The following is a 23,650-nucleotide window of genomic DNA, read 5'->3' as shown; positions in this document are numbered from 1 at the left end:
TCGGAATGTCCAACGTACTGCCTTCAGCAACTAAGGCATTGGTGATGCTGCCCAGAACAGGGGCGCGATAAGCATCTTCTACTACGACCGGAATAGTGATCTGGCTGCTTGCCTTGATACCTGTGCCGTCGCCATCGTCTGTTGCTGTAACGACGATCTGGTAAGTACCCGCTTGTGTATATGTCGGTGTCCAGTTAATTTGCAGGGTGTCTTCATCGAAGGTGGCACCTTGTGGCAAGCCAGAGACGATGTATTTCACGCTGGACGTACCTACACCACCATCAGCCACACCTTGTGGGCTCAGACGGATTTTGGGTGCAAAATCCGGATTGTCTGGGTCAAAAGCAAACACACCTACTTGCAAAGGCTGGCCTTCGATAAGGTGCCAGGTTTCTGTTGGCGTAAATACCGGTGCACCGTTGGCGTTCAGAACATTGAAACTAAAGTTCTGCACCGTTCGTGTTACTGCCAGTTCCTTACCTGTGGCATCAAGATAGCTTGCGCTCAGGTTAATGGGTACCTCAATTTTTCCATGCTGGTTGAAGTTCGGTGTCCAAGACAATAAACCCGTGTCTGGGTTGAGACTGGCGCCCGCTGGCAACCAGGATGCGCTGTAGCTCAATTTGACGATGGTTCCATCAGCCTGATGATAAATACCCGGTAAATCGCCTGCACGCCTGTTGGCACCTGATATGACACTGGAAAGCTGCAGGGCAAAATTGTCCCCTTCACGCAGTTGCTGTTCTGCCGCCTTGTTCAATATTGGTTTCGCATAGCCTTGGGCCACGTGGATATTGAAGCCTTTTACCGCAGTTGTCTTGCCATCTGTTACAACGATGCTGATGTCACTATAGTCACCGGCCTGGTCATAGCTTGGGGTCCAGCTCAGGACGCCAGTGGCACTGTTATAGCTGGCGCCGGCTGGAAGATTGCGTATGGTGACAGTTAAAGGATCGCCATTGGCGTCCGCAGCACTAATAGGCACTGAGAGTGCCTGACCTTCAGTCAAGCTAAGATTTTCCGTTGCACTGATGACTGGCGCATAATTTCCACCTGACACTGGGATATTAAACTGGCGAATTGCTAATCCGCCACGTGAGTCCTGCACACGAATAGTGACTTTTGTATTGGCCAGATCACGTACGGTTGGCACCCAATGCAGCGTCGCTGTATTGCGATGACCTGCACCAAGGGCACTAACGGCCGCATCAGGTGTCAGAGTCAAACCTGCTGGGCCATTGACGATTTCCCAGAAGAACTGGGCGCCGTCCATGTCGTCAGCTGCCAGGTTCGCTGTCCAGGGTGTACCAGGTGTTGCAGTTGGTATTATTCCTAAATCGGCAACTTCGTTTGCCTGCCAGAACGTAAATAGGCTGCTTGCATCTGTATCAGGCATGTCAGCAGGTAACTGCAAGGCTATAAGTAAGTCGGCCTTGGTGCTGACATCTGTTGTATTGGCACTATTCAGATAAGTGGTCAATGCATTTTGATCAACCAAATTCAAACGCGACAATAAGGAGGCCATAGCAGAATCGCTCAACGCAGGCGCTCCACTCACCACACTAAGCACAGGCGGCGTATTGGTATAAGGCAGCGCATAAATATTATGTGCTGCATCAAACTTGACGATCTGCCCGGTTGCGGCATCGGTGCTGACCAGACCGTTCATGGGTTTGACTGTGACGGTCTGGTTGGCCAGGGTCTGGCCGACCTTAATTTCATTGCCATTGGCTGCCATGGCGGCGCTGAGGTCGATTTTCCAGAGGCCGGCTTGCTGGCCCGCGCCCTGGCTGGCGTTGTTGACTGCGCCGCCGAAGTATTGGCCTGGGTCTATCAACAGGGTGATCGGTGCATGCAGGTCGTCAAGGCCGATATTGGTGATGCTGATGTCATAGCTGATCTCACCCGTGGCATGGTTGGCGCGGGTGTTGTTGAAGCTGAGTTTGACATTGCTGCTGAAGTTCATCAGCGTGGTGAAGTTGCTGATGTAGCCGTGCTCCATGGCGACCTGGCTAGCACTGCGCAGGGTGTTGGACACTTGCAGTGCCCAGCCACCTGCCGGCAGGTCTGGCAGAGTCAGGATGACGGAACGGCTGGTGGCGTCCCAGCGTACTGCAGACGGATTGAGGGTGCGGTTGCTGTTGGCACCTGTCGCAATGAAGCTGTAGTTGAGCGGGTTCAGCACACTGGCCAGATCAGCCGTAGCATCGCCTGTCATGTCCGTCCACATGGCTTGATCAAAGTTGATCGCGACCTGGTTCAGTGGCAAAGGCAGCATGGCGCCATCGGGGATGGTGCTGGCGAGGATGTGCGGTGGTTTGATCGGTGAGAGTTCATCGATATGCCCGGTCTGGGCCACCAGGATGCGGCCATCGGCCGTGGTGACAATGGCTTCGCCCTTGCTGCCGCCATTGGCAACTTGCAGCACGCGGTGTGAGGCCAGTTCTATCATCCAGACACCGGCGGTATGTGCCGTTGTGCTGGCATCTGTGGTTGGGCGCTGGGCCGGGCTGCTGGAGGCCAGCAGCAAGCCTGCCAGGGGTGAGCCTGGCTTGCCGAAGGCAATGCTGTCGATAATGCCAGCCATGCGGTATTCAAGCTGCGCCCTGCCGCGTTCGCGGCCTGACATAGGGAAGCTGATGATGTCGGTGGTGGCGATGGGGGAAGCGGTGTTGATGTCACCACCAGTCCAGCGCACGCCCCACAAACGGCCATCGGTACCAAAGGCGAGGTCGTTGACGCGGTTGTTGGAGAAGTGCGTCCAGGCCTTGCCACTGCCTGCTTTGGGGTTATAGATTTCTATGCCATTGCTGGAGGACACGTAGATGGCGTCGCTGTCAGGATCAATCGCCAGTGCCTGGGTCAGGGCGATACCGCCGGGCCCGCTTTGGCGGGAAATAATCAACCCACTATGGGCGTCGAGCAGCAACAGCTCATTGCCGGTCATGACCCACAACTGGCCGAGTTTGTCGACTGCCATGTCGATGACGGGCTCATTCAGGGTGAACAGAGGCGTGACATTGTGGCCGCCATCTTTGCCATAAGCAAATACCTGGTTACGCTGACTGCCGGCACTGGCGAGGATGCTGCCGTCTGGCAGCTGTACCATGGCCATGGCGCCGATCTCGCCCTGGCTGCTGCCAAAGCCATCGGCAAAGGCGCGCAGGGTCATGGGGGCGATCACGCTTTGCAGATCACCCTTTTGTGCCGGGGCGACCTGGCCTGGCAGGGCTTGTGTCGCTGACTGAAAGATGTCATTGCTGACATAGGTACGGTCGCCGCTGGCGGCGGGCAATTCTGCCGTGCCTTGCAATGCCTGGTTGGCACCGAGGTTGGCGCCGCCGCCATCGTCTGGCAGGACGGCATTGCTGATGGTGGCTGCCTCGCGGTTACCGGCATTGTCAGTCGCTGCTGCCAGGAATTCATACTGGTGGCCGGTCTTGCCTGTGAATACGGCCTGGCCTTGTGCCTGTATGAGCTGCTTTTGCCAGATGTGGAAATCACCGCCGTCTTCAGAAACATAGACTGTGACGGACTTGACGCCGCTGGCGTCATCAATGGCCTGCCATTTGACGTTGTACACAGGCGCGCCCGTGCTGTCAGGGGCGAGTGTGTTGACGGTCAGGCTGGTTTGCGGTGCGCTGGCATCGAGCGTGTAGCCGATGTGGCTACTTTCTGTCGGTGGCATGCCATCAAACCAGATGGTGGCGCTGGCGTCGACTTTGCTGCCGGTAGCTGCATTGTTGCCAGCCTGGACGACATAGCTGACAAAGCCGCTGATGCTCTTGTCGCCATCGTTCTTTTGCGGGATGAGCAAACCATGCAGCGGATCGTTGAGAACTTCGCCTGTGTTGGGGTCGATTGCCTGCAGCAGCCAGGTGGCTGTCGAGGTTTCGGCATCAATGCCGGCACTGACACGCAGGATGAATCCTTTGCTGCCGACCAGGTTAATGTCGCCCTGGAAGTTGGCGCGGTTGTCAGGAATGTGGACATTGATGTCGCCGAGCTTCAGGTCACCCAGACGCAGGGTGCGCGGGTCAAGAGTGCTGTCAAGTTTGGTAACCAGCCTGACCTGCCCCAGCGCATGGTCGGTATTGTTTGCAAAGTTCAGGGTGTATGGCAAATCCACATGTGCTGGCACATAGGCGATACCCTGGCTATTTGGCAGTACTTGCGGGCCACTGATGGCGATGGTTTTCTGGTCCGGGGAAGCCTGGGTGGCCGCCTGGCTCAGGAGTTGGCTGAGATTGATCGCCTGTGGGCCAACGGCGCGGAATTTGCCATCGAGCAGGCCGAGATGACGCAGATATTCCAGTTCGGCACGGCCACCGGTGAAGACATTGAAGTTGATGAAGTGCGTGTCACGCGCTGCATTGGCCTTGTAGTCTGCCGGATTTGGGGCAACGGGTACCGGGCTATACACTTCGGCACCATCGATGGTCATGCGTTGTTCATAATACTCGACAGGCGTGGTTTTGGCCTGGGGATCGCCGACATAGGTTGCGGTGTCGCCATACCATTGCTGTACCTTGCTGAAGAAGGACAATACGCTGGCCTGGGTTTTATACAGATCACCAGCACGGCCCAGCAGGATGCCAGTTGCCAGGGTGGCGTTGAGGCTCAGAACCTGGGCGCTGTTGCGGATGGGCGGTGCCTGATCCACTGGGCGCAGGGTGCCTGCCGCCTCCAGTGCGGCCAGCCAGCCCTTGGTCCACTGATCGGCGTCAGCCGCCAGGACTTGCAGGCTGGTGCCAGCGGTCTTGTCGGTGAGGATGGCATTGCGCAACTGCAGCGCATAGGCTGTTTGCTCGGCGATGAACTCATCACGCGAGATAGGTGTTGCGGTACCAAAGACGTTGAAACGGAAGGCTTCTGACAGCACTTCCTGTTTGTCGAGGCGAACATCAGGATTGGTGGACAGGAAGCGCCTGGACAAGCCGGAGGCTATTTTATCCAGATCGGCTGGGCCATCCTTGAGCAGATCGACGGCTTTCCATTCTGGATGGATTTGATACAGCTTGGTGCGCAGGCCCTCAAAGTCGCCTGCCTGCCATTCATTCAGACCAGGGTAGGTCTGTATGCTGAAACTGGCGCTGACCATGCCATTGGCGGCGACATCAAAGGCGTAGCCAGGCGTCAGGTTAAAGCCATTGGTGTTGACGCTGCCATCAAGGGACGCCCACGGGATATCCGGGCGTTTTGTGCCGTCAGTTGGCGTTATGCCATAAGCCTGGGTATTGGCAATATCGGGCGTGATCAGGCCATTGGGCGCACCACCGACATTGGAGGTATAGGTGGCATACGGGATACCCAGTTCTTTCAAGAGCACATCGTTCACGCCGAGATTGCTGGCACCAAGATTGAAGCGCACATAGGGTGTATCGACGTTCGTCAGGCTTTGCAGGGCCACGCTATACGAGGCACTGCCACCGGGCTGTATGCCCTGGGTGCCGCCTATGCCGATGGTGACATCGGGGTCTATCATGCGGTCAACGACGTAGCGATAGCTCTCTGTAACGGTTTGACCATCGGGGTTGATGACTTGCAGATCGTACAGGCCATGCGGCACGTTTTGCAGGTTGAAGATGGCACGGATATGGGTGGCGTCGAGCACTTGCCAGCGGTCTGGCTGCAGTTCAAATACGCCAGGGCGTGACAGTTTGACTAGCGCACCATCCTTGAACTGTGCACCCTGGATATCCATGGTGACCCAGCGGTGACCATCGTCACCACTACCGCCGATGTCAGGGGTGATGCTGGTGATGGCCAAGGGCATGAGATCAGCACGGACCATGACGGGTGTGGCTGCCGCAGACTGGCGGGCACGGATCAGGACATAGTAGTCGCCCGCCTTGGTATCAGGAATGATGGCTTGCTGGTCGGGTGAAACGGCGATGCTGTAGGCAGCTTCGTAGTTATAGCCGCTAGGGATATCACCATAGCGGATAAACACTTCATTGGCACCACTGCTGGCAGCAGAATCAAGCAAGACGCGCAGGGTCTGGTGGGCTGCCACGCTGACCTTGAACAATTGCGATTGCCCGGTCGACAGGGTGGTGTTGAACGGGGTCGCCAGGGTCAGCGCCGGTACCGTCACATTGAGTGTATTGCCGGCAGCATTGAGATTATTGAGCTTGCCTTGTGGCAGGTGAATGCCGCTGGCATCAGTCGTGATGGGGCCTTCAAATACCTGGTTGTAAATATCTGGACGGACGACGACATGCCATGCGCCATCTTTTAATGGTGGCAAGGTGGTCGTCAGTTTGCCGGAATAGCTGGCACGGCCAGCCAGGTCGCCATTGTGCTCGACTTTGCCCAGCAAGATGTCACCGAGGTCCCATTGATTATCTGAGGACAGGTAGACAGCATCTGTCCAGCTACCGTAGGCTGTATTGTCAGAGGCGTTGTCGATGGTGTAGTTGATGTCTACGCTGTCGCCAACCTGGCCTGTGGTTGGCAGGGTGACGCTGGACAGTACCAGGTCAGCCGGTGGCGGTGTCACGATCAGCAAGGGCACGTCGCTGGCGGTGGCATTGTTTTCTTTGTCGCTTTCAAAGACCTTGCTGTCCGCGTTTGCGCCCATGACCCTGTTGGGGTCGGTGATGACGAAGACGTAGTAGCTGCCTGTCAGGTCGGCCGGGGCCTTGAAGTTCAGCGATGCTTCATAATTACCGCCTGCAGCGAGGCCGCTGTTATGGTCGACATAGCCAAGGAATTTGTCATTCTTGAGATCGAGGTTGCGGTCTTTGGACAGGTAAATCAGGTCACGCCACTGGCTCTGGTCTGACGGAGTCTGGCCACCCTGGTTCCTGACCTGGTATTTGACACTGAATTCCTGGCCTGCCTTGACGGACTCAGGTATATCAACCTTGCTGACAACCAGATCTGGCGGGGTGGCAAGGCTGATGGACAAGGCTATGCTGGCGACGTTGTTGCCATCGTTGCCATATTCACCTACTGCCGCGTCGGACAGGAAATTTGATTGCAGTACATCGAGACCAGCCCTGATGCTGCTGACTGGTTTGTATTCTGCTTCATTGAAATTGTTGGTCACTTCCGTATCTGTCTTGACGATCAGGTGGAAGTTGCCACTGATGGAGCTAGGCAATCTGAAGGTGGCAGACTGGGTGTAGGACTCTCCTTTTTGCAGATAACGTGGCTCGCCTTTTTCATCTACCAGGTTGACCATGGATACACGCAGGCCGCGCTCAAGGGCGCTGCCACGGTCGACCAATGGGTTATCGGTATCATCGAGGCCGTCATCACGGGACAGGTAGAGGCCATCCAGCCATTGTGATACACGGGTGGCACGTGTGCCCTGGTTTTTGACCTTCCATGTCACCGTGATCTCGTCACCGGATTGTGGATTGGCCTTGGATACCTTGATCTCTTCCACATACAAGTCTGGTTCTTTGTAGTGGATGTTGAGGGATCCCTGGCCAATATTATTCTTGTTGTTGATACCTTCGAAGACCGAGGTGTCGTACACAAAATCACGTGCAGTGGTATTGGTCGTAGGCGCGCCCTGCAATTGCTCAACCGCTGCGGCAATATTGACTGCATTGATTTCATTTTCAGGTTGCAGGCCACTTTCATTGTAGCGATGGCCAGCATCGGTAATCACATAAATGTAGTATTTGCCTTCGACACCGGCAGGCAATGCCAGATTGGCTGTGGTGGTATAGCTGTCTCCCGCGCCCAGCGGCGTCGTGTTTTGATGGACGACAGAACCTATCAGGGACACATATTTGGGGTCAAAGGTCGGCTGGGTACTGATAAAGACATTGTCCAGCCAGGCTTTGGTGCCGCTCCAGACGGCGGCGCCTTTATTGGTGACCGTCCAGGTAATTGGGGTCAGCTCACCTGAATCATTGTCAGCCTGGGTGGAGATGGCTGTCACCTGCAGATCTGCTGGTGCATTGCTGACTGCGGCCGCCTTGCCCATCACATTGTTGCTGCGGTCGAATTCAGGCACATCGCTCAGGTTGTCGGCAGTATTGGTTTCCACCACGACAAAGCTGCCCGACACAGATGGCGCCAGGCGAACGGTATCGCTGAAGGTATATTGCTCGCCATTGCCCAGGCTGCGTTTTTGCAGGTAATCACCGAGCAGCCATTTGACCTTGGCCTTGCTGAGATCGGCATTATCAGACAGCCAGACACGGTCTACCCATGTGTCGTTGATGGACGCGGCAACGCTCTTCACCGTGTAGGTGAAGTTGAAATCGGTCCCTGCCACAATATCGGGTGAGAACTTGACATCGGTGACGGCAAGATCGGGCTTGGTAACGCCCAGTACAGTGATAGGACGTGCCTTGTAGTTATCATTCAAAGGTGCAGCCGGATCATCCGGATTGACGTTCGACGCCAGGGTGTCTTGCGGGATGACGTTATAGGTGTCAGTCCAGACGGTGATGTTGTACTGGCCGGAGATGACATCATCTGGCAGCTTGACAGACAGATGGCCAAGATAGTTTTCATTGACACCAAGCAGGCCGCTGTGGGTGAATTGTCCCAGCAGTATGTCGCCTTTGATGGGCGAAGGTTTGCCTTTGTCTCTGGTCAGCCAGACGGTATCTGTCCAGCCGGTGATAGTGCTGTTTTCACCCTGTGCTGCTGCTTCCCCCTTGTTGGTGACCTTATAGTCGACATCGATAGTGGCACCATACGAGGCCTGTGTAGGTGCGACAACATCGCTGGTCACCAGATCAGCAAAAGGAACTGGGTCTATGTGGATTTTCTTGACAGTGATATTGTTGATTTCGTTCGGGTATTCCTCAACCTTGTTATCCACGTCGGTGGAAACAATGATGTAGGCGTCACCACGATAACGCAACGGTATCGTGAAATTGGAAATCTGGCTGGTATAGGAATCACCCGTAACCAGTGCCGCGGTATTTTCTACGCGTCCCAGCAAGATGGAATTGGCATTGATCGCGCCATCCAGGGAAAGGTAGACCGCATCAGTCCATTTGCCTGAGGTAGGCACGCCACCAGTGTTGGTGACGGTGAAGCTGACACTCGCGCTATTGCCAGATTTGAGCGTACCGACCACATTGATTTGACCGGCATGCAGATCAGGACGCGGCGTCAGCTCAACCTCGACCTGGCCACCTGAGAGGCTGACATTGTTGTCACGCGCACTGCCAAATTCATAGATCTGGCTATTGCTGTCAGCTTGCCTGAACAACTGGCTGTTGGTGGTAACGCGTACGCGGTATACGCCTTCTATGCGTTGCGGCAGGCGGATTTCTTCTTTTCTAGTATAGCTGATACCAGATTCCAGGCCATGGCTGTAGTTGAAATTGCCAATCAGGATGGCCGGACCGGAACCGGTCACAGGCACCAGTTCGACGGTATCGACCCACAGGCCGGCAGCTTCGCCCTGCCCCACATTTTTGACTGTCCAGCTGATCTGTGTCAGCGCCCCTTCCTGCGCTTTTGGATCAACGCTGACATCGGTCACTGACAGGTCAGGCGAATTGCTTAACTGGACAGGAACGGCTATTGAAGTCGCCGTATTATCGTTGTTGTAGATAAATTCGAACGGCCCTTCAGTGTGAACATTAACATAGAAAGTACCTTGCAACCCGTTCGGGATATTGACGTCGATACTGCGGTTATAGCTACCGTCCTTGCCCAGTTGTCCAAGATGCTTGGAGCGCGCCAGGTCATAACGGGTACCCGTACCATCAGGATTGCTGCTTAACCAGACGGTATCCGTCCATTCACCACTGTCAGTCACACCCATGCCACGGTTGGCAACGGTCCAGCTGACGCTGAGTGGGCGTCCACTATACGCTGGCGAGGATGTGGTCACTGCTTCGACACGCAGGTCGGCATAGGGTTTGGGCATGACATCGAGTGTGATGTCAGACGGTTTGACATTGTCCGCCTTGAGATTGTTTTCCCATACTTTGCCGTCCTTGTCGGTCTTGACAAAGATTTTTCCGTGGCGGCTAAAGCCGTCAGGGAACTGGTAAGTAACACTGCCATTGTAGCTGTCACCGACGGCCAGGCCGCCTGTATGTTCAACCGTGCCTAGCACCAGGTCATCACCATTGCCAAATACATCGTCGGCGGAATAGACGACGATGTCGGTCCAGGAACCCGTCCTGCCAGAGCCTGTGCCCTTATTGGTCACGCTGTAGTTGATGGTGACGGACGCTGGATTGGCGATCACGGTCGGCACATGGCTGATGGATTGTACGCTCAGGTCGGCATAAGCATCCAGTTCAACCTGGATAGCAGTATCACTTTGGTTATTGGTATTGCTGCTGCCTTCATTGACATGGGCATCGGCATTGGTGACAACGATGAGGCGATAAGCGCCATTGCTGTCCACTGGCAAACGTACCAGCATTTCTGCATTGATGCTTCCACCTGCGGCAATCACCTCATGGTCAACATCACCGAGCTTGATATCGTCTGCGCTGAGCTGGCCATCGCGTGACAGGTAGATGCTGTCGCGCACTTTGCCTGCATCTGCCGCACCTTGATTGCGGGTAATCCAGCGTACGCTGATCTCTTCCCCACCTTTCAGATTGCCGGTGACGGCCAGGCTGTCTGCAGTCAGGTCCGGGCTCACTACTGTAATGACTGTGCTGCCGATATTGTCTGCTTCATTGAGTTCATTGACGTAATTACCTGCATCGGCAATGATTTCGAGGCGCCAGTCACCCAAAGGCATATTGCTGACATTGACATTCAACTGACCAGTGTAGGTATCGCCTTCAGGCACTTGCCTGGAGCTGCCAGCCACACCTGCCAGGTAAATGACCTGTTCAGGATGAGCCAGGTTCACCAGACGGAATTGTTCCTGCGTCCAGGATGACAGCGGCGCATTACCAGTATTTTTTATACTGTAATTCAGTTCAACGGTATTGCCGATCTGCCATTGCGGCTGCGTCGTGATCTTGTTGACGACCAGATTCGGTTTTGGCTGCGCCAGAACGGTGACAGGATAAAGCCCGGCAGAAATATTGTTGTCGGTATGACCCAACTCATAGGAATTGCCAAAGGCATCGGTTTTAACAAAGAAATAGTAGTTGCCGGTCAAACTCTCTGGCAAGCTAAAGTCCAGCGTAGCGGTATAGTCATCATGTATACCCAGCGCACCAACGTGGGTAACAGAGCCAAGAGAAATAGCATCACTTCCGAGGACGGGGCTAGTGGACAGATAGACCTGGTCTACCCAGCGCGAAACATCCGTTGCCAGATTACCCTGGTTACTGACTTTCCATTCTATGCGCGCACTGGTGCCAGCATGCGTTTCTGTTGGTGCCTTGGTGATGACAGGCTGCAGGTCCGTATATGTTGGAGTAATGCTGATAATGTCAGACAGGCGAAGATTGTCAGCGCGTGTATCTGGTTCTGCAACGATACGGTTAACATCCGTAATCACCGCAAAACGGTAATTGCCGGACATGCGCGCCGGGATATGCACAGTGGCAGACTGGGTATAGCTGCCCTTGGCATCGAGAGCACTTGTACGTTTCACATTGGCCAGCACGATTTCACTGGTATTGCCTGCACTGCCCGCGCTACCATCACCTGTAAGGATGATGCGATCTATCCAGTTTCCAATGGCGGCTGCATCGCCACTATTGTTGACAGTCCAGGTAATCAGTACGTCGTCACCAGAATTGACGTTGCCTGGAACCAGCAAGCTGCTTACATTGAGATTGGCGTAGCTATGCTGCGCAATCGTGATCTGTCCGCTGCTGATGTTGTTGGTTTCTGCATCACCCGATATATTGGTTTCAAAAATACTGCCTGCACCTGAGGTGTTGCTGTCAGCAATTACAGTGACATCAAATGTGCCGCTACCAGCCATTCCGGTTGGCAAATTCAATTTGACTGAGCGGGTGCGGGTAGCGCCTGCAGCCAGGGCCTGGCCAGCATCACCTGGGAAACTGACCGCAGTGTCCATAATGATGGCACCCTGTGTACCATCGGAATTATGTTGGCGGACGATGACCCTGTCCTGATAAGAGGAAGGGGCAGCGACGCTACCGGAATTGACATCTTCCCACACGATAGTGACGGTATCACCATCGTGTGCATCTGTCTCCAGCAGGCCAATATGGCGTGTTTGTAAATCAGGGCCAGCAACAATGGGCAGCTCTTTGACGTTATCGGCCTTCAGGGAACCTGTCGCATCATATTCGGCAATTTGATTGGCGGTATCGATAGTCACGCGCAAACGGAAACGCCCAATCGCATTGATGCCATTCGGCCAGATGATTTCTGCGGTGCGCGCAGCGGCTGCGCCGTTGGCAATATCCTGGGCACTGAAAGTCTTGAGAACATCGGCAACCACAGCACCGGTCGTCAAATTGATCAGTTCTACACGCTCATTCCAGGTGCCTTTGGCTGCCGCAGTACCAGCATTGGCGGTATTCCATTGTATTTGCACATGGTCGCCAGCTTGCCAGTTGGTGGCGGGGCTCATGCTCAGGTCTTTGACCTGCAGGTTAGGATACGCTGCCAATTCGCTGGTGAAACGGGCTACCGCCAGATCATTCTGAGCTGCATTACCTGTCTCGGCCTGGGCATTGTCGGCATTCGTTTCAATGGTGATTTCAAGCTCACCGGCACCAGAAGGCCCGGCAGGCAGGCGGACCTTGACGCTTCTTGCTATTGTGCCACCTGGTTGCAGTTGACCATTGCCTGATGCAGCTTCCAGATAGGGAACATCCGCCTGGAGGATGATATTATGAGTCAGTGCATTGCGGATGACGATGTGTTCATTGAAGTTGCCTGTCGTCGGTTTATTGCCCTGATTTTTTGTGAGCCAGTTGATGGTGATTTCATTACCAGACTGCAGGGTGTCGCCCGCATTGGCGACTGCCACGCTGATCGCGCTGACCTGCAGATCAATGCCTTCTACAGCGTTACCAAGCTCTATGGTGCGTGGATCTGTTTTAGGATTGACATACACCGCCAGGGTGTAGGGAACAGGGTCGTCATTACGGTCCTGGTCTTCAATTTCTATGGTGTATCTGCCAGAAACGCTGGCCACCAGTTCGGTATCGGCCAGATCATTATTGGCCACCATGCGTCCATAAGGATCAATCAGGCGAATATTGGCAGTATAGTTGTACCGCCAGCTTCCTTTGATGGCATCGTAAGAATAGCTGCGCGGCAGCAGGTTTTGGAATGCAACATACAAGCGGTCTCCAGCCTTGGCGTCTATGCTGTACAAGCTCATTTCGCCAGAAGGTGGCAGGCGCCCTTCCACTACCTCGGCATTCGCCAGCGGTGTGGCTGCAGACAGGTCGCGCAAGCTGAAACCGAAATTGCTGCTGCTATCGAGCGTATCGGAAATAGTGATGGAATAGCGGCCAGGCTGCAGAGTCAGGATATTGGCGTAGTACGTGTTGCTGTCAGAAGCAGGCAGGTTTTGCTGTAGCAGCGCGCCGTCATCATACGGCCCAAGAATGCGGATATAAACATTACCACCGGTAATATTGTTGAGGCGGTCAAATTGTATGGTTTTCGCTTCATTGAGTGTGAAGGAATAGCTGCGGCTTGGACTGCCCGCATTCAATACACCCGTCACGGTTTGACCGAGTTGCACAACCTCTTCCGCCGCCGCTTGCACATGGCTGAACTGGAAAGAAATGCTGCTATCGGCAATATTGCTGGTCATGCCGGAATTTTCCAGCAACAGATACACTTGCTCTGTCTTGTTGACCGCGAACGCCACTGAATCACCGCTAGTGCTGCCTTGTTGCAGGACTTGTCCAAAACCATTCACCAGACGCCAGGTGCGTGAAGTGTAATTACCTGTCCCTGTCAGCGCATGGAAACGCAGATTGTCACCTGCCTGGACATCCATTTTGTAGGCGACGGTGGCAAAGCTGCCGAGCGCCGTACTGACAGTCTGGTCACTTGACAAATACGGTATTTGACTGCCATCGAGCTGACGCAAGGCAAAGTCATAGGCGCCTGGGGCATAGTTTTGCTTGAGGCTGAGGGTATAACGCCCTGCTTTTAAATACTGCGCCTGACCATACGCGTCAACAGCAAAGGAAACGCCATTGGCATCGGTAATGCGCGCCGTCTGGTTGTAATAGGCATTGCTGTCAGGCTGAGTATTGCGATCCAAATACCAGAGACCCGCTTCGCTCAATTCAAAAGGGAAATCCAGGCTGGTATTACCATCAATCGTTCCCGCCGCTGCAAAAACGGAAGTGGGCACTTCTGGTGTCTGCGCCCCGGTAACAGTCGCTATGATATTGAAGGCATTGCTGGCAACATTGGCCAGACTATCACGCTCTATCCTGATCAGGTAAGCTCCACCTGCTGCGACCGTCAGGTCAAGATTGCCGCTGGCTGGATTCCAGTCTTTCAGTACACTGCCATCGCTGGCAATGATCTGCAAGTGGCCAAGACCTGACCAGCTTTGTGCAGACAATTGCAACTGATCACCACTGGCGATCTTGAGTGCCCATAATGACAAACTGTCACTCCCATCCGACAACGCAAGTACTTGTGGTGTATTAGCATTCCTTTCAAAACTTTGTGCAGCCGGCACCTGTCTTGCCGTGAATTGGACATTGCCATCCACACCATCACTTCTGCCACTCACGTGGACCGTATACTCACCAGCGTTCAGGTAGGCATTCAGCCTGCCTTTTCCTGAGCCGTCCAGCACGGCAGATTTGATGGCCTTACCGTCAGGCCCCGTAATTTCTATCAGGACTGCACTTGAAGGGGCGATGATATCAGTCAACTCTACCCAGCCAGCCGCATCCTGATGGAAGTGATAACGAGCTTGATCCTCACGGGTAGCGACTGATGTCACAGTCCTGGCATTCCAGACCAGCTCAGCTGCGGTACTAAGCGGTTGCTTCAGTGTAAATGCGATGGGTTGCGCGATCCTGGCATCACTGCCTTGTTTCGCCACCAGATAGGCAGCACCAACATCCGGCGCAATGAAACTGATGGATTCATTATAGGTGCGCGCCGCACTGACTATCTTGCGCCCGAACTGATCAACGACATCGTAGACAAAGTATTGATCATACGAATTTGGTGTAGTGATATCGAGGTTATATTGCTGTCCCGCCACCGTATCGAGCTTGAACAAGCTGACCTGACGCCCTGCACCAAGTTCACCCGTTATGTTACCGGGGGTACCTGGCCCGGAAGCAGCATCCTTCAGAGACAACAGACGGAATTGGTAATCAGCCGTTCTGGCACCATAAGCGTTGACGTCTATCGTATAGTGCCCCGCCGACAAGACCACTGTGGAGTAGGCCGCACTATTGCTGAGACTAGTGTTCAGCAAGCGACCTTGTGCACCATAAATAGCCAGGTCGACATTACCCCCTAGCGTATCCAGCACGATCGTGGTGTCGTGTTCCAGGTTCAATTGATAGTGATTAATATCGCCTGGTTTGGCGATGGCAGCACTGACCATGTCACCTGGCTTGATATCGAGCGTGTTTTCGCTGTAATTGCCAACATAGATGCTGCTGCTTCTCGCGGCAGTATCGCTATCGTAAATACCTGTCAGTACGAACAGGTAATCACCATCCTCTGGCAAGGTGAATCTGACCGACTGGTCAGCGCCGTAATACTCGGTTCCATTGATGAGCGACTTACCCTGTGCATTGAAAATTTCCCAGTGCTGACCATAGCTTACATCAGTCAGGCGCCGGGTATCTATCAGCAGTTTTTGGCCAGCACTGCCATGCAGGCGCATTGCGGTGGATTGATTACTGTGCTCTACCGTGACAGGTATGGTCTCGCCAAGAGACAGTTCCGGCACATTACTGAACAATGAGGTGGCAATGCGGATGCTGCCTGGTGCGTCCTGGTTAGGTGCGATTTGCAGGCGATAGCTGCCTGCCTCCAAACGGTAAGCTGCTTTTTGTGCGACAGTAGTACTATTGTCCAACGCAAAAATGCTGGCTGCAATATCGCTTCTTTGCAGACTGAGGTTATAAGCACCACCGCTGATATCAAACCAGACTGTGGTAGCTTCGCTGAGGCTGAAACTATAGTTTTGCTGGTCTGCAGGTATATTCAGCGAAGTAGAGAGTACGCTGCCCAGGCTGTAGTTGTTCTGCTCGACTTTACCTTCTGCCAGCCTGAAGTCAACACTGCCATTCAAGCCGTTGGCATACATGTGTATGCTGTAGGTATCATCTGCCGGTGCCTGGAAAGCGATGCCGGTTTCTGGAGCAAGGTTGGGTGGCTGGTAATAATGGCTGACGTTACCACTGGATACAGTTTGCCCCTTGGAATTGAGTACTTTGTAAAGTATCTGAGTGCCGTATTGAAATGGCGTGACTGCATCGATCCAGTAAGTCTTGCCTGCGACACCAGCTATGCTGATCGTCTGGTCCGGATTACCCTTATCCCAGTTGATGGTTTGCGTCTCGCCCAGGCCCAGCATCCCAGAGTTTTGCAGGAGCTTGGTCGCAAAAGAAAAACCGGCTGGCCAATCCGTTGCGTAGCCATTGCTGGTCACGCGCAAAGTGTATTGTCCGGCGCGCAGACTATAGGCGTACTGGCCATTATAATTTGCGTTGGCATTGAGGTTGCTAACCGCATGGCCAAAACCATCAAAGAGAACATAGCTGCTGCCGCCAGTCAGGCTGGACAGTGTAAATTCAGCTGCCTCCGCAGCGCTAAAGGAGTAATCGATACTCTGGTAGTTATTCACAAACTGGCTTGTGATGACTTGCCCAAGCGGCAAAGGCAGAGGATCACGGGAAACTTGACTGACTTCAAATCGCAGGCTGCTACCACCTGCAACTTCAAAAGAATTACGTGCTATTTGCAGTACATAGCGTCCGCCATGAACGGGCGTAAATGACTGAGGCTTGTTGTAAGCCGGATCACCTTCCAGTACCAGATTGCCACTGCCATCATACATGCGGTAATGATTACCAGCCGCTGCACCGGCCAGACCCAGCAAGACTGTTTCATTATTGGCTGTCAGGTCCAGGTCAAACAAGGCATAGTTCTGGTCCGCGGGCAGATCGACCGCAACACTGCTACCAGTGCTGATGTGCTGTACCTGCTGGTCGCTGACCACGGTAAATTTTGCATCGCCGCTTCCATTGGCAAGACTGAGTTGATAATGCCCTGCTGTCAGCCATTTGACAGGCGCTTTCCAGACACCGGAGCGGCCATTGTCATTTTGATTGCCTTGAAATTGTTGTGCTATATGACCCTGAGCTTCGGTGCCACGAGGCCCGGTCAAGGTCCAGTCCTGGTAATTACCTTCTTGCCATTCCAGCGAGACCCAGCCATCCTGCGTCAGATCAAAATCATAGCGGGGGCTTGTAGCCGCCTGCCAGTCCTGCGGCGCATCGACCTGTATTGCTTTTGCAGTTGGGTCGGCTTCTGTATTAACTGCCGCCGATAACAGCAGTGTCGAATGCTCACCTGTGTTTGAAGTGCGCAAGACCTTGACGTAAAAATCACCATCGACCGGCATGGCTTTGCCGACACTGAATGGCCTGGATCCGTTATACAGGTAATTGACGTAGCCATTTTGATCAAAGAAATTGATGGCAGTGACATAGTAGTCAGAAGATGGAATATAACTAGTTCCATCCTTGCTGATACCTGCCAGTACATCACTCCCAGCCACGGCTGACAAACGATACCAGGCCGTTTCACCTACCTGCATTTGCTGTAGATCGATACCCGCTCCACTGGTGATGGCAGCCAGTTTTGCCAAAGACGTCAGGCGGATATTGGCATGTGCCGCCGGTTCAGCGGTGTTATTGAGTACCAGGGTGTAGGTGCCCTTTTCTAAAAACACAGGATTATCAGAAGTGGGGCCGTTGCTCAACAAATCATACAAATCCAGTTTGACGCCGTTGCTGCCCGATAATCTGGCACTGATGCCGTAATTTTGTGCCAGGGTCGATATGAGCCAGGGACCACTTTGGGGAATATCAAAAGTGTATGTCTGTGTCTGATTGAGATTGAAGGCCGCATCAATATTGTTGGCCTGGTCTGCAAGCACATTGAGCACAACAGCAGGTATGATATTTTGTATCGCAGGACCAGCATTGATACTGAGGTCAACAGCTGGGCCAGTATTTGATATCCTTATCAGGTAACGTCCTGTTTTTTCAATATGGGCACTTGCAGGACCATACTGTCCCCCCGCTATGGAGTTACCTTCGGTATTGAAGAGTTCATAATGCACATTGCTATTGGCCGGTTCAAACACAGCCTGCCAATTATCACCTGCGTTCAAATCCTGATAAAACAGGGTATCAGTCTGATTGGCATTCAAGTGTAAAGGTGTCGGTACGCTCGCTGGCAAGGCAGAGCTTGCATGCAGTGTGGTGACCCGGAAGCGGTCTATCTTTGCGCTATATTGCTGAATATGGACTGCATAATCTCCGGCAGGAACGCGATAGGCGCCGTTTGATTGGCCCAGATATTGTCCATCTACCCCTGTCAGGCTGATGCTGTAATAATCTTCGGCAGTCGGCGGAGTCGGGCTATCGAGCTCCAAAAATACCAGGCCATCTTCAGCCACAATGATATTGTAGACGCTGCTATAGCGACCATTCGCGTCATCAATGTCTGGTACCGTCCACTGCCCCGCTTGCACCTGGCCTTGAGGCTGCGCTGTCGAATCCAGTGCGGTAACCTGCGCATTGACGGTCAACGATGCTGCCGGACTGGCATCAATCTGTTTTGTGAGGGCGATAAAGACAGAGCCAGTCACATTGCTTTGCGTAATAGTAAGCTTTTGATCGCCCGTGACTTCATCAAATTCAGAAATAGTATTGAGGTACTGTCCCAAGCGGTCATAGGCTTGCACCGCGTAGGCATGTTGCCCATCGGCAGAGTGAATACGCAATATGATCTTGTCTGACGGTGTTGCATTCGCTTCAAGTAGGGCCATGCCCAATTCACTGAGCGCACCCAGACTGGTATCTGTATTGTCAGTAAGGAGGACCGTATTTGTCTTGCGCAAATCCAGGCTAAAGTCAAAGAAGCCTCCTCTACCTGGCTGGTCTGGCATACCTCCTGTGTTTTGCACCAGAAACTGGTGCTTTCCAGCAGTCAGGTAAACTGGCGTGGAATTTTGCGAATATCGACCAGATGCCTTGCCAGAATTAACACTATTGACATCAGACGGGTCAAGCGACCAGACGCCTTCCTGCCCATCAGCCTTGGCAGCCAGGTCGCTCACTATCCACCAGCCATCATGCTCAACTTCAACATCAATGAGGCGGCTCCTGCCACCACCAAGTGCGACAACAGGGATATTCACTGCGGCACCTTCGTTGAGCATGCCTATCGCTGTCTTGCCGACCGAGGCAGAAGAGACAATATTGAAATTGAAGTCTTGCGCGTTACCCAGATATTCTGGATCTCTATACAAAAGTACATAGCAGCTTTGATCAGTGTTGACTGACCAGCTTTGTTTCTTCAATGTATAGGTGGTGCCACTATCGAGGCGATGCCCGTAACTATCGAATACCTCATATCCCAAAAGCCCGTCATTCACCAGACTGTCCAATGCATAGTCTTTACCAGCCTGGGCATCAAAGCGATATAAAGCAGCGCCTTGATTGGCTGCCAGCGTACCTGTCGTGACTTGATCCGGCAGCGCTTGAAGCGCAGACTGGGCGGTCTTTACGGTAAACGAGTAGTCTTGGACGGCAAAGCGACCGAAACTGACTTTATAGTGACCTGCCGGTGCCCATCCCAGGCAGACAGGAGCACCGTTGTTTCCTGATATAGGAACATACAGGCTAAAACTCTGCAATGCACTGGTCACTGTGACATCATTAACACCTCCGAATGGATATTCAAAAAACAACAACCCATCTTGCGCTAAGTCAAAGCTATAGGTGGCCTTGCTTTGCGGTGCAGCACTGACGCTCACTGCCTGCCCAAGGCTGATAGGAGTACCTGATGCCGGTGTAGCTATATTGGCCGGCGTGCGCACGCTGGTGAATTGCACACCACCCTGCCCTGCGGCCACGCGGGTAATACGAATATAAAGATCGCCTTGAGCCGCTGCTTGCGTAAACTGCCCGGTTGCACCATTGTTGCTGTAGCGGTATTGGCCAAACTGGTCAAAAACCTGGACGTTGAATTCCCCATTTTGGGTGTCGAGCTGATACTCAAAACGGTCTTGTGGTGCAGAAGTTGTACGCAAGAGTATAGATTCACCGATCGCCAATTCAGGCAAAGCCAGAGCTTGAGCACCGACCAAAGGGGCTGCACTGGCAAACGCTGTAGTACGCAGGGAATATGCGCCTGTGTTCTTGCCTGCATTCAATGTCAGTTGATAATCACCTGCAGTGAGGTAGGTGGCGATACCATCTGCTGCCTTGGTAGCATTGAGATCACGCGCATTGAGCACTACACCATTCGGACCACTCAATTCCCATTGGGCCTCTGGCAAATTGCTGCCAGTTTCAAACACCCAGGTACCAGACTGGCTAACGTGGAAGTTATTCTTGATGACTTGTCCGGGCACAGTGATATCGCCCTTGATTTCACTCATGCCGTTAGCGGCCAGTTCGCCGCTGTCTATCGTTTGAACATTCCAGCTTTGCACATGCATAGTGCCAGCAAATCCGGCTGTATTGCTCAGTGCACCACCAAGCCACAAATAATAGTCTCCACCTTGTGGCAAGCTGAGGTTGGCAAAAGCGCCATTCCCCAGTTCACCATGTTGAACGATGTAGCCGGTGCCATCAGTAATCTGATACTGACCGCGCGCATTGTCTTTGTCGAATTGCGTGCTCAGGTTCAGACTGGTCTTGCCATCAGCATGGAAGTGATAGACATTGTCTTCATGTCCTGATGCGGACCCAATAGTGACAGTTTGCCCATCGATGAGACTGACAGGCGCCGACTCGGCAATCGCCAGCATGCGGAAGTCGAGTGCGCCAGTATTGTTATCTGCAGCAGAAAATTCGAGACGGTAGCGTCCTGCAAGTACATTCAACGGGGCAAGGCTGGTTTCATTAAGGCTAGCGGAATTGCCGCTGGAGAGCACTTGCCCTTTTGCATTAAGCAGGCGCCAATTGATATTTGCAGCAGAGGACAGTTGATCCCACTTCAACCATGATGGCTGACTCACATCAAAGTCGAAATTAGTCGCAGCACCTGGTACGGGCAATGCGACATGATAGGTCTGGGCAAGGTTCGCCGGAATAAGCGCGGGTGTTTGCCTGAACATGGTGAAAGCATATGACACTGCTGCGCTGCCTGGCGTTGCTGCTTCTATACTGATCCAGTATTTGCCCGGTTTGGTAGCAATCAGCGTCCCACTATCTGACCACGAAGCGCCACTGCCTAACAGAATGGCATCTGGCCCAAAAATCCGCCAGTTCCAGTTATTGCCGGGCACAACTGTACCATGACTAAAGTACAGACGATCTCCTGCTTGCACTTCAATCGCATACAATTCTGCCTGGTTAGCTGTCTGCAGATTGCCTGTCACTTCTGTATTTTCTGTCACAGCAATTGCGGCTGCTTCTCCCAGCAAGCGGAAGTTGTAATTACCCGTCTGGCCTTGCTGGCCACTGACAGTCAGGTGATAGGTACCCGCATCCAGATCCAGGAAAGGATCTGTCGTCGCGCCCATCGCTCTGTCAGAAAACAGCGTGCTTGCGCCATTGTCGAGTTTCCATTGAATTTTGTCCCCTTGCACGCCATCAAAGAAAAAGCGTGAGCGCTCTTTGACCACAAACTGGTAGTTATCCTGTTCGCCTGGCTGGGCTATGCTACCCTGAATATCCTGCACACCAGGTAGAGTGATTGCGCCGGCAAGGCTGGCGGCACTGACGAGATTACCATCATTGTCGTAAATCTGACTGGTCTGCCCCCCTGCAGAACTGGTAATGCTAAAACGCCTGAGGTTTTGATCATGCTGGTTGAAGGTGCTGTCCAGTGGACCTTCTGTTACGCTCAGTACGCGTCCCTGCTCATCATGGGAGTAAGTGGTTTGCCGGGCGCTGGCAAGATCAACTTTGGTGAGCAGGCGCCCTTCTGCATCATAGACATAGCGTGTCTCTGCCTGGCCTTCTGTGGCACCACTAAAGCTGGCATCGTTTTGCACCTGTGAATAGTGAATGACACCAGCCAATTGCCCATACGCGTCATAGCTGAGGTCAGTACGCAGGATGTCTGTGCGGTATGCTGGCTGGCTATCTGCGCCTTTGAGATGAACAAGTTCTTGCACAAGACTGTCGATGGCATCAGCTGTTTCATCACCAGTCAGAGTGGCGACGTCAAGCGTCTGCGTCGTGTAAGCAATTGCACTGCTACGCTGGCCCTGGGCATTGTAGCGATATTCTGTGACATGGCCTGCTGCATCGATGATGAAGCGGAGTATTTCGCCACGGCCGGAAGCTGCGGCAGCATAGTAATAACGTGTGGTGCCGTCTTCCGCAGCTTGTGATGGATCATCAGTGCCTTTGCTCAGATGAATGGTTTCGCTACGTAACTGCCCAAGACTGTCAAAGGTGCGAGTGAGGCTATTGCCATCAGCATCCAGACCTGAGGTTTGCCTGCCCTGCGCGTCATAGTGCATTTCACTGACCAGGCTGCCATCACCCATCACCTTAAGCAGATTACCCTGGTCATCGTATTGCAATTCCGTGCGGGTGCTACCCTGCCCTTCCAGAGGCTGTTCTATGGCAATCAGTTTGCCATCGGTGCGGTAGCTCAATACGGTATTTTGATGCTGGCTGTCTTCTACCGTGGTAATGCCATTACCAAAATCGTAGGCAAAACGGGTGACTTGCTGCTGAGCATCTTCAATTTGCGTGATGCGGTATTCTCCGGCGATTTCCTGGTAGGTGAAGCTGAGTTGACTACCGTCATCCTGGCTGATGCTCGCGAGGCGCTTGCTGTCACCATCGTAGGTGTAGCGAGTGGCGTAGACACTACTTTGCGGGGAATTGCTGGTCAATGTAACTGCGGACAGGCGGTTTTGAGTATCGTAGCTGTAATGCACACTGGTTTGCTCTTGCCATTGACCTGCTGCATCCAGAGAGTGGGTCTGGATGTCGCTGAGATTGTTGCCATCATAGTGATAGCTGGTGGAAACACCATTGTCCGAGATAGCTTTGGCGAGCAGACCTTTGCTGTCGTATTCATAGCTGACGCGGTAGGCAAGCGGGTCTATGGTGGCAAGCAGGCGGCCACTCCCAATATCATAGGACTCCGACAGACCCGAGCCTTGCTGACTCCAAACCAACTGGCCACCATCAAGGATGATTTCACTTTGATGTTCGCCTTCTCTTTGACCAGTGTATTTCTGTTGCAGTTCATCCCACGAAAAGCTGACCCGTGCACCATCTGCTTCTGTTCTGATGACACTGCTGCCAGCCTTACCCAACTGCCCGACTACATCAAGGCGTTTGGCATAGAAGCCGACCAGCCAGTTGTCGCCATTGTCGTCGGTGAATTGCCCGTTGCTGTTGTAGGTGCGTAGCACGCCAAGGTCGAGACCATGATCGAATAATTGCAGGTCCTGGTTTTGTACAACCAGATTACCGCTCTTGCCATTGACATAGATGCGCTGAGCATTCCCTCCGACGACGGAGCGGTTTAACTGGCTCTTTTGCCCCAGACCTGTAAATACATTCAGATTTGCGCCTAAACCTTGTCCATTGACTATCGCTACCAT

General features: G+C 53.3%; 1 protein-coding gene (only partly in view). It reads right to left on the bottom strand.

Features of this window, described 5'->3' with window-relative positions:
• Positions 1 to 23,650: part of a tandem-95 repeat protein coding region (locus LZ463_RS27710; RefSeq protein WP_241459564.1), annotated on the bottom strand (this coding region is incomplete at its 3' end). Its footprint begins 14,864 nt before the window's first position; the window shows 23,650 of its 38,514 annotated nt.

The organism is Undibacterium paludis (genome assembly GCF_022568815.1).
Lineage (GTDB): Bacteria > Pseudomonadota > Gammaproteobacteria > Burkholderiales > Burkholderiaceae_D > Undibacterium.
This window is presented reverse-complemented; position numbering and strand designations above follow the sequence as displayed.